Below are 9,322 nucleotides of genomic sequence, written 5' to 3' on the forward strand. Positions count from 1 at the left end.
GATCCCCAACGCTTGACGCTGGCGCTTCAAGTGCTCCGGCATCTCTTTGTAAACGTCTTCGAACATGGTCGCGGCGCTTGGAATCTGGCCGCCGGCGAGGGTGCCGTACTGTTCGGCTTCTTTTTGTGCCTTGACCACTTCGGCCTCAAGTTCGGCACTGACCGCCGCGTGTTCCTCTTCGGACCACTGGCCAATCTTGATCAGGTGCTGCTTAAGGCGCGCAATCGGGTCGCCCAACGGGAAGTGGCTCCAGTCATCGGCGGGGCGGTATTTGGACGGGTCATCGGAGGTGGAGTGCGGACCGGCGCGGTAGGTGACCCACTCAATCAGGGTTGGCCCCAGGTTGCGGCGCGCACGCTCGGCAGCCCAGGCGGAGGCGGCGTACACCGCGATAAAGTCGTTGCCGTCCACACGCAGCGAGGCGATACCGCAACCGACGCCGCGTCCGGCGAAGGTGGTGGCTTCACCACCGGCGATGGCCTGGAAGGTGGAGATGGCCCACTGGTTGTTGACCACATTGAGAATCACCGGCGCACGGTAGACGTGGGCGAAGGTGAGGGCGGTGTGAAAGTCGGATTCGGCGGTGGCGCCGTCGCCAATCCAGGCCGAGGCAATCTTGGTATCACCTTTAATCGCCGAGGCCATGCCCCAGCCCACGCCCTGTACGAATTGGGTGGCGAGGTTGCCGGAAATGGTGAAGAAACCGGCGTCTTTGACCGAGTACATGATCGGCAGTTGGCGACCCTTGAGCGGGTCGCGCTCGTTGGACAGCAGTTGGCAGATCAGGTCCACCAGCGGCACTTCGCGGGCCATCAGGATGCTTTGCTGGCGGTAGGTGGGGAAGCACATGTCGTCGATGTTCAAGGCCAGGGCCTGGGCGCTGCCGATGGCTTCTTCGCCAAGGCTTTGCATGTAGAACGACATTTTTTTCTGACGCTGGGCGACGACCATGCGGTTGTCGAATATCCGCGTCTTGAGCATGGCGCGCATGCCTTTACGCAGGATCTCGACGGGAACGCCTTCACCCCACGGGCCAAGAGCCTGACCCTGGTCGTCGAGTACGCGAATCAGGCCTTTTGCCAGGTCGGCGGTGTCGGCGGGTTCTACATCAATGGCGGGTTTGCGCACCAAGCCGGCGTCGGTCAGACGCAGGTAGGTAAAGTCGGTCTTGCAGCCTGGGCGGCCCGAGGGTTCGGGAACGTGCAGACGCAATGGTGCATATGGCTGATTCATGGCTTTCTACGCTCGATCTTGTGAATTTCTTGTAGTGGGCGCGCTAGCTGACAGTCAGTCTCCGGGTAGGAGAAATCTTGTCCTACAACAATCATAGGCGTGGCGTAGAAGAATATTTATCTCTGTTTCGTTGCGCTCGCGATCATTTGAGGATAAAAAAACTGCATAAACATAATAAGCAGGTGATTTTGTCTCATGCGCAAACTGGACCGTACCGATATTGGCATTCTCAACGCCCTTCAGGAGAACGCCCGCATCACCAACGCCGACCTGGCTCGTTCGGTCAACCTGTCGCCCACACCGTGTTTCAACCGAGTCAAGGCGATGGAAGAATTGGGCTTGATCCGCGACCAGGTCACGCTGCTGGATGCCGATTTACTCGGGCTGCACGTCAATGTGTTTATCCATGTGAGCCTGGAAAAGCAGAATGAGTTGGCGTTGCAGCAGTTTGAAGGCGCGATCTCCGACCGCCCGGAAGTGATGGAGTGCTACCTGATGGCCGGCGACCCGGATTACCTGATCCGGGTGCTGGTGCCGACAATCCAGTCGCTGGAGCGCTTTATGATGGATTTTCTGACCAAGGTACCGGGCGTCGCTAACATCCGCTCCAGTTTTGCCCTCAAACAAGTGCGTTACAAGACGGCGCTACCCCTGCCACCCGGTGGCTTGATGGTCTGAGTGGCGCAAGACGGCAGCGCAGCAAGGCGCTGCCTCAGCGTCATAAAGTGACGCGTGCAAATATAACGTGGACTTTTATCTGAGTGGCTCCTTGTACCTGCTAAGCTCCATTTTTAAAGGGCGGGATACGTCATGGACAACCAGCAATTAATATGCCGCGCGCTCTACGACTTTAATCTAACTCAGCTTTCTATCGCCGCAGCGCTAGAGGACATGGCCGCGCTGATCGAAAATCTAAGTCACCTGTCGCCGCAAGTAAGCACCTCTTTGAAACGCCACCTGGAATCGGTTGGTCGAAACTGTGACCGGTCCTGTAATGCGATGTATTCGCTGCTCAACGATAAAGCTGAAGCCGATTAACCCTACAACGTTTGTAGGGTTGCGCGGGTATTGTTTATAAGTTAACTAATATAACGGTCCGACATCCTAGTTGCTCTAATAATAAAAGATATGGGAAAAATCACGTATTTTTCACGCACGGTTATGCACGATGATAGCTATAGGCCATTTAACTAGATGGTTTACGCAAAGAGGGGAATGGATATGTCCTTGAGATCCTTGAAGTTAAACCTTCGTACTGCTCTTTGTTTTGGCGGTGGGTGCAGGCTGCTATCAATCCAAGGGGGAGGGACACGGATAAAAGTCGACACCGTCTATGCTTCGACTGTTGAAATTGACCCCCGCTGGCTGCCGAGTATTTATGTGGACCGTTTTTCGCTAGCACTGAACCTGCGCACCGCGAGGCATGGCCTATGTTGAAACGCATTCCTGCGTCGCAAGTGGTCTTGGGCATGTACATCCATAAGCTCGAGGGCGCCTGGATTGAGCATGGTTTTTGGAAAAGCCATTTTCTCCTGAACCACGCTGAGGATCTGCAGCGCCTGCGCGATTCGTCGGTCCAAGGCGTATGGATTGACACACTCAAAGGCTGCGACTTAGCGCCCATTGCCCCGGCCGCGTTGAAGCCGGCTCCGGTGGTGGTCAAACCCCGCGCGGTACTGGCCCGTCACGAGATGAAGGCGGAGGTGGCCCGAGCGGTAAAGTTGTGTGGGGTTGCCAAGCGCGCAGTGATCGCGATGTTCGGGGAGTTGCGCATGGGCAGGGCGGTTGACCCCGCCAACGTCACCCAACTGGTCGAGGATATTTCCCAGTCGCTGCTGCGTCATCCTCACGCCTTCATCAGCCTGGCCCGCTTGAAGACCGCCGATGAATACACCTACATGCACTCGGTGGCTGTGTGTGGGTTGATGATTGCTATGGCGCGCCAGCTGGATTTGGCGCCCGCCATGATCCAGGAGGCCGGGCTGGCAGGGCTGTTCCACGACGTTGGCAAGATGGCGGTTCCCGAAGCGATCCTGAGTAAGCCCGGCACGTTGACCGCGCTTGAGTTCGCCTCGGTGCGCCTGCACCCGACCCAGGGCGCGGACATGCTTCGCCAATGCCCGCACATCAGCGCATTGGTGCTCGATGTGTGCTTGCATCACCATAAGAAATGCGATGGCAGTGGTTACCCTCATGGCTTGGTGCAGGACCAGATCAGTTTGTTTGCGCAAATGGGCGCGGTGTGCGACGTGTACGACGCAATCACCTCAGAACGCCCCTACAAGCATGGCTGGGGGCCTGATGAGGCCATACAAAAAATGGCTGAATGGAAAGGCCATTTTGACGCACGGGTGTTTCAGGCGTTTGTGCGGTGCATGGGCATTTATCCGGTCGGCGCCTTGGTGCGGCTGGAGAGTGGCCGTATCGGCGTGGTCATCGAGCAAAACCCTGGCGCATTGCTGACGCCGATCGTGAAAGTGTTCTTTTCCACGCGTTCCCGCTTGCCGATTACCCAGGTGGTGGTCAACCTGGCCAAGCAGCCCGACAAGATCGTCGGCCGAGAAACTGCTGAAGCGTGGGGCTTTAAGCACCTCGACGAATTGTGGTCAGGGCTTGCGCGCGTCAAAGGGTCCTATTTCGATCAGCCGGCTTAGAGTTGATTGAGCGGAATTTTCAGGTAGACCACCCCATTTTCCTCCGGCGGCGGCATATTCCCGGCCCGCACGTTCACCTGGATCGCCGGCAACAGCAGCGTCGGCATTCCCAGCCCGGCATCACGCGTGGTGCGCATTTCTACAAACGCCGCCTCATCCACCCCGTCATGCACATGAATATTTCCCGCGCGCTGTTCGGCCACGGTGGTCAGGCACTTGGCCGCACGGCCCTGGGGCGGATAGTCATGGCACACGTACAGTTGGGTTTGCGCCGGGAAAGCCAGCAACTTGCGCATCGACGCATACAATTGCCGCGCATCGCCACCCGGGAAATCGCAGCGCGCCGTGCCCACGTCGGGCATGAACAGGGTGTCACCCACTAAAATAAACTGGTCGTCGATCAGGTAGGCCATATCCGCCGGGGTGTGGCCGGGCACATGCAGCGCCTGGGCTTTCAAATTGCCGATATGAAAGATCTCGTCCGGCGCAAATAAATGATCGAACTGTGAGCCATCCACACGAAATTCCGGCTCCAGGTTGAAGAGGGTCTTGAACACCCCCTGCACCTTGCTGATCGCCTGGCCGATGGCGATCTTGCCGCCCAACGTGCGGCGCAGATAGGGCGCGGCGGACAAGTGATCAGCATGCGCGTGGGTTTCCAGCAGCCACTGCACCTGCAAGCCGTGTTCGCGCACAAAGGCGATGACTTTATCGGCTTGGGCTGTATCCGTGCGCCCGGAAGCCGGGTCGTAATTGAGCACCGAGTCGACGATGGCACACGGGCCGCCGTCGGCTTCGTAGACGACGTAGGTGAAGGTCGACGATGCCTCGTCCAGAAAAGCTTGAATTAACGCGGGCATGGCGGCTGTCCCTGTTGAGGAAAAAAACAATGAAGAAAAAAGTCGTTACAATCAGTTTATGTTTACACATAATGTTTTGAGCTTAAGTGACAGAAAGGACCTGAAGCAAATGGAATCTACTCTGAGTGAAGGCGAAGTCGCCCAACTGCGCGCCTCGGCGTCCAAGGCCTGCTCCTTGCTCAAGGCACTGGCCAACGAGGACCGTTTGTTGATCCTGTGCCAGTTGACCCAGGGTGAGCGCAACGTTGGCGAATTGGAAACCATGACCGGCGTAAGACAGCCTACGCTGTCACAACAGTTGGGCATTTTGCGCGACGAAGGGTTGGTCGCCACCCGTCGGGAAGGCAAATACATTTTCTACGGGCTGGCCAGCCATGAAGTGATTCAAGTAATGAAGACCCTCTCCGGGCTGTACTGCGGTGCGGTCATCAAAAGCTGGGCGTGACGCCATCCGGCAACGACCCTTGTGTGCAGATTTAAGAAAGGCGATTGACCATGAATGACCAACACGGTGGCCCAACCATCAGTGGCGATATCGTAGTCATCGGCGGCGGCTCGGCAGGCATCGGCCTGCTGGCCAGCCTGCTCAAGCGCGACCCGCACCTGAACATCACTCTGATCGAACCGAGCGAATACCACTGCTACCAGCCGGCCTGGACCCTGGTCGGCGGCGGCGCCTACGACGTCAAAAAGACCCGGCGCCCATTGGCCAACGTACTGCCCAATGGCGTCACCTGGGTGCAGGCCGCCGTCACCGAGCTGCTGCCCGACGAGCAAACCCTGGTGCTCGACAGCGGTCAGCGTGTCACCTGGCACAACCTGATCGTGTGCCCCGGCCTGCGCCTGGCCTGGGAGAAAGTCGAAGGCCTGCAAGAAGCCCTCGGCCAGCACGGCGTCACCTCCAACTACAGCTATGAACACGCCGCCTACACCTGGCAATTGGTGCAGCAACTCAAGAGCGGCAGGGCGATCTTTACCCAGCCGGCCATGCCGATCAAATGCGCGGGCGCGCCGCAAAAAGCCATGTACCTGTCCTGTGATCACTGGCTCAAGCAAGGCCACCTGAAAAACATCGATGTCGAGTTCGATCTTGCCGGCGCCGCGCTGTTTGGCGTGGCGACGTTTGTGCCGCCACTGATGAAATACGTCGAGAAGTACAACGCGCGCCTGGCGTTTAACTCCAACCTGATCAGGGTGGATGGGCCGGCACGCAAGGCTTGGTTCGAGGTGAAGGACGCGGCGGGTAATGTCAGCGTTGAAGAGAAAGCCTTCGACCTGCTGCACGTGGTGCCGCCGCAAGTCTCCCCGGACTTTATCCGCCAAAGCCCGCTGGCCGACGCCGCCGGCTGGTGCGAGGTCAACCCCCACAGCCTGCAACACCTGCGCTACCCGCACATCTTCGGCCTGGGTGACGTGTGCGGCACCACCAACGCCAAGACCGCCGCCGCCGTGCGCAAGCAGATCGTGGTGGTGGCCGAAAACCTATTGGCCCTGCGCAAACAGGCGCCGCTGCCGCTCAAGTACGACGGCTACGGTTCGTGCCCGCTGACGGTGGAGAAGGGCAAGGTGGTGCTCGCCGAGTTCGGCTACGGCGGCAAACTGCTGCCGACCTTCGCGCTGGACCCGACCCAGGCGCGCCGCTCGATGTGGTTCCTCAAGGCCACGCTGCTGCCGTGGTTCTACTGGAACGGCATGCTTAAGGGCCGCGAGTGGCTGACCCGCCTGAGCAAGGTGGATTAAATGCTGCTGGCAAGTCTGTTGGGTTTATTGATGGGCCTGGTCATGGGCCTGACCGGTGCCGGCGGTGGCATCCTCGGGGTGCCGGCGTTGGTGCTGGGGTTGGGCTTGACCATGACCCAGGCGGCGCCGGTGTCGCTGCTCGCCGTGGGCGCGGCGGCAGCGGTGGGTGCAATCGACGGGTTGCGCCATGGCCTGGTGCGTTATCGCGCGGCCTTGCTGATCGCCTTGCTCGGCGCGCTGTTCTCGCCATTGGGGGTGTTCGTTGCTCACCAACTGTCGGAGCCCGTGCTGATGGGGCTGTTTAGCGCGCTGATGGTGCTGGTGGCCTGGCGTATGTTGCAGCGCGAAAAGGTCGAGGTTGGGCCGAGTGACCATGGCGCCGCGTCCTGGGGCCAGAAGAACTGCATGCTGAATCAACAGACTGGGCGCCTGGCCTGGACTGCCAAATGCAGTGCCACGTTGGCAGCATTAGGCGCTGTGACGGGCGCGGTATCAGGCTTGCTCGGCGTGGGCGGTGGTTTTCTGATCGTGCCGGCGTTCAAGCAACTGACCGATGTGCAAATGCGCGGGATCGTTGCCACCTCCTTGATGGTGATCAGCCTGATCTCACTGATTGGCGTGGCGGGGGCGTTTCATGCCGGGGTGAGCATCGAGCCTGTGGGCTGGGTGTTTATTGGTGCGAGCATTGTTGGCATGTGGGTGGGGCGGCGCCTGTGTTCGGTGATCAAGGCGCGAACCCTGCAGGTTGGGTTTGCCAGCCTGTGTGTGGTGGTGGCCGTTGGCATGCTGGTCAAGGCGTTGCTCTGAAGCAAGCTCTGAAACAAGGCGGCATGCCTGATCTGGGGACTTGATACCTGTCAACACGGCTTGCGGCATTGTGCGTCATGCTCCGCGCCTGATTTGAAGGCTGACGGAGAGCCCCATGAGCACGCCCGCAACAACCGCTGCATCATTTAAGTTCCCCCTGGGCCTGGTGGTCGCCGTGCTGGTGATGGTCGGTGTGCTGCTGTTGCCGCTGCCGGCTGAGTTGCCCGTGGCCGGGCATCGAATGCTCGCGATCCTCGCGTTTGCGGTGGTGGTGTGGATCAGCGAGGCGGTGTCCTATGAAGCCAGCGCGATCATGATTACCTCGCTGATGGCGTTTCTGCTGGGCACCGCGCCTTCACTGCAAGACCCGGCGCACCTGATCGGCTCCAGCCCCGCGATCAGCATGGCCTTGACCGGGTTTGCCAACCCGGCGCTGGCTTTGGTGGCGGGCGCGTTGTTCATAGCGGCGGCCATGACCCACACCGGCCTGGACCGGCGTATCGCCCTGGTGACTTTGACCAGGGTCGGTACCAGCACGCGCGGCATTCTGCTGGGGGCGATCGCGGTCACCATTCTGTTGAGCCTGGTGGTGCCCAGCGCTACCGCGCGCAGTGCCTGTGTGGTGCCGATCATGATGGGCGTGGTGGCGGCGTTTGGTGTCGACAAACGCTCCAATATCGCCGCCGGGCTTATGATCGTGGTGGCCCAGGGCACCAGCATCTGGAACGTCGGTATCCAGACCGCCGCGGCACAGAACCTGCTGACCGTCGGTTTTATGGACAAGATGCTCGGCGAGCGGGTGTCCTGGGTCGACTGGCTGATCGCGGGGGCGCCCTGGGCGCTGATCATGTCGGCGGTGTTGCTGGTGCTGGTGCTCAAACTGCTGCCGCCGGAAAGTGACAGTATCCCTGGCGGCAAGGAGGCGGTGGCCCAGTCATTGGTGGACATCGGGCCCATGACCGGCCCGCAGAAGCGCCTGCTGGCTGTTTCTGTGTTGCTGTTGTTGGCCTGGGCCACCGAGGGCCGTTTGCACAATTTTGATACCACCTCGACCACGTACGCCGGTCTGGTGGTGCTGCTGCTGCCGGGCATCGGCGTGATGACGTGGAAGGATGTGCAGTCGCGCATCCCTTGGGGCACGGTCATTGTGTTCGGCGTCGGCATCAGCCTCGGTACGGCGCTGCTGACCACCCAGGCCGGGCAATGGCTGGGCTCGCAGGTGGTGGCGCATACAGGCCTGGACCAGGTCGGGCCGCTGGGGGTATTTGCGATCCTGGGCGCGTTCCTGATCGTGATCCACTTGGGCTTTGCCAGCGCCACCGCGTTGACCTCGGCGCTGTTGCCGATCCTGATCGCCGTGTTGCAGACCTTGCCGGGGGAGTTCAACCGTTTGGGCATGACCATGTTGCTCGGGTTTGTGATGAGCTATGGGTTTATCCTGCCGATTAATGCGCCGCAAAATATGGTGTGCCTGGGGACGGGGACCTTTACGGCGCGGCAGTTTGCCAAGGTCGGGATTTTGGTGACGCTGATCGGGTATGCGCTGATGCTGGTGTTCGCGGCGACTTACTGGAGCTGGCTCGGCTGGATCTGACACGTAATACGCTGCTCAACACCCAGGAGATCTCAAGCGCAAGGGGCGGTGCCCGCTTGAGACATGGCAAGATGAACGTCTCTCAGGTTTACTAGTCCCTGAGTAACGGCGTCACCGACCTTGCACGTCGGCTCATCAAGGTCATCGAATGGATAAATACACCCCCCACACCTGGCAGCCCCACGAGCGCCCGAGCCTGCCCGGCTCGCCGTCGACGCCGCTGCACCCCACGCACAAGCGCTGGCTGTTCGCGCTGGTCGGCGTGCTGGTGGCAATCACCGGCGGGCTCGGCAACGCGCTGGTAATCGCCAACCTGCAATACCTGCAAGGCGCCTTGGGCGCGACCACCGCCGAGATGGCCTGGCTGCCCGCCGCCTATGTGATGACCAACGTGTGCATGAACCTGTTGCTGGTGAAGTTTCGCCAGCAGTTCG

At 60.0% G+C, this 9,322-nt stretch carries 9 protein-coding genes and 1 pseudogene; 8 read left to right on the forward strand and 2 right to left on the reverse strand.

The annotated features are described in order from the left end of the window. Positions 1 to 1,233: 3-methyl-2-oxobutanoate dehydrogenase (2-methylpropanoyl-transferring) subunit alpha (locus tag E0F99_RS26560; RefSeq protein WP_083357855.1), on the reverse strand; the 1,233-nt coding region annotated here is incomplete at its 3' end. 195 nt (positions 1,234 to 1,428) lie between these two features. On the opposite strand from E0F99_RS26560, the gene E0F99_RS26565 reads away from it, so the two are divergent. The 3 genes from E0F99_RS26565 (at position 1,429) to E0F99_RS26575 (ending at position 3,887) form a co-directional block, all read left to right on the forward strand. Continuing rightward, entirely contained in the window at positions 1,429 to 1,911 is a 483-nt protein-coding gene (locus E0F99_RS26565; RefSeq protein WP_083357856.1) for an Lrp/AsnC family transcriptional regulator, read from the forward strand. 132 nt (positions 1,912 to 2,043) lie between these two features. Next, on the forward strand, positions 2,044 to 2,271 hold the full coding sequence (locus E0F99_RS26570; protein WP_083357857.1) for a hypothetical protein: 228 nt from the start codon (positions 2,044 to 2,046) through the stop codon (positions 2,269 to 2,271). Between the two features lie 392 nt (positions 2,272 to 2,663). Beyond that, on the forward strand, positions 2,664 to 3,887 hold the full coding sequence (locus tag E0F99_RS26575; RefSeq protein ID WP_083357858.1) for a cyclic di-GMP phosphodiesterase: 1,224 nt from the start codon (positions 2,664 to 2,666) through the stop codon (positions 3,885 to 3,887). Here the strand turns inward: E0F99_RS26575 and E0F99_RS26580 are convergent. After that, positions 3,884 to 4,747 carry an MBL fold metallo-hydrolase gene (locus tag E0F99_RS26580; protein ID WP_083357859.1) on the reverse strand — a complete coding sequence of 288 codons (864 nt, stop codon included), beginning with the start codon at positions 4,745 to 4,747 and terminating at the stop codon, positions 3,884 to 3,886. The genes E0F99_RS26575 and E0F99_RS26580 overlap by 4 nt on opposite strands. Positions 4,748 to 4,856: 109 nt before the next feature. Here E0F99_RS26580 and E0F99_RS26585 point away from each other — a divergent pair, with 109 nt between their 5' ends. The 5 genes and pseudogenes from E0F99_RS26585 to E0F99_RS26605 all read left to right on the forward strand — a co-directional run. Then, complete coding sequence (locus E0F99_RS26585; RefSeq protein ID WP_017136253.1) at positions 4,857 to 5,192, forward strand: ArsR/SmtB family transcription factor; 336 nt, start codon at positions 4,857 to 4,859, stop codon at positions 5,190 to 5,192. Between the two features lie 50 nt (positions 5,193 to 5,242). Continuing rightward, the gene (locus E0F99_RS26590) at positions 5,243 to 6,487 is read left to right on the forward strand and encodes an NAD(P)/FAD-dependent oxidoreductase (protein ID WP_083357860.1); all 1,245 of its coding nucleotides are present in this window, start codon (positions 5,243 to 5,245) and stop codon (positions 6,485 to 6,487) included. Beyond that, complete coding sequence (locus E0F99_RS26595; RefSeq protein WP_083357861.1) at positions 6,488 to 7,294, forward strand: sulfite exporter TauE/SafE family protein; 807 nt, start codon at positions 6,488 to 6,490, stop codon at positions 7,292 to 7,294. 115 nt (positions 7,295 to 7,409) lie between these two features. Beyond that, a complete protein-coding gene (locus tag E0F99_RS26600) occupies positions 7,410 to 8,888 on the forward strand; it encodes a DASS family sodium-coupled anion symporter (protein ID WP_083357862.1) in 1,479 nt (492 codons plus the stop codon). A 148-nt stretch (positions 8,889 to 9,036) separates the two neighbouring features. Further along, positions 9,037 to 9,322 (forward strand): annotated as a pseudogene (locus E0F99_RS26605) (MFS transporter); the annotation flags it as partial.

The organism is Pseudomonas antarctica, assembly GCF_900624995.1.
Classification (GTDB): Bacteria; Pseudomonadota; Gammaproteobacteria; order Pseudomonadales; family Pseudomonadaceae; genus Aquipseudomonas; species Aquipseudomonas antarctica.

Excerpts from the sequence above, each read along its gene's own strand:
- E0F99_RS26565 (WP_083357856.1), top strand. The coding sequence starts at position 1,429 with ATGCGCAAACTGGACCGTACCGATATTGGCATTCTCAACGCCCTTCAG.
- E0F99_RS26570 (WP_083357857.1), top strand. The coding sequence starts at position 2,044 with ATGGACAACCAGCAATTAATATGCCGCGCGCTCTACGACTTTAATCTA.
- E0F99_RS26575 (WP_083357858.1), top strand. The coding sequence starts at position 2,664 with ATGTTGAAACGCATTCCTGCGTCGCAAGTGGTCTTGGGCATGTACATC.
- E0F99_RS26580 (WP_083357859.1), bottom strand. The coding sequence starts at position 4,747 with ATGCCCGCGTTAATTCAAGCTTTTCTGGACGAGGCATCGTCGACCTTC.
- E0F99_RS26585 (WP_017136253.1), top strand. The coding sequence starts at position 4,857 with ATGGAATCTACTCTGAGTGAAGGCGAAGTCGCCCAACTGCGCGCCTCG.
- E0F99_RS26590 (WP_083357860.1), top strand. The coding sequence starts at position 5,243 with ATGAATGACCAACACGGTGGCCCAACCATCAGTGGCGATATCGTAGTC.
- E0F99_RS26595 (WP_083357861.1), top strand. The coding sequence starts at position 6,488 with ATGCTGCTGGCAAGTCTGTTGGGTTTATTGATGGGCCTGGTCATGGGC.
- E0F99_RS26600 (WP_083357862.1), top strand. The coding sequence starts at position 7,410 with ATGAGCACGCCCGCAACAACCGCTGCATCATTTAAGTTCCCCCTGGGC.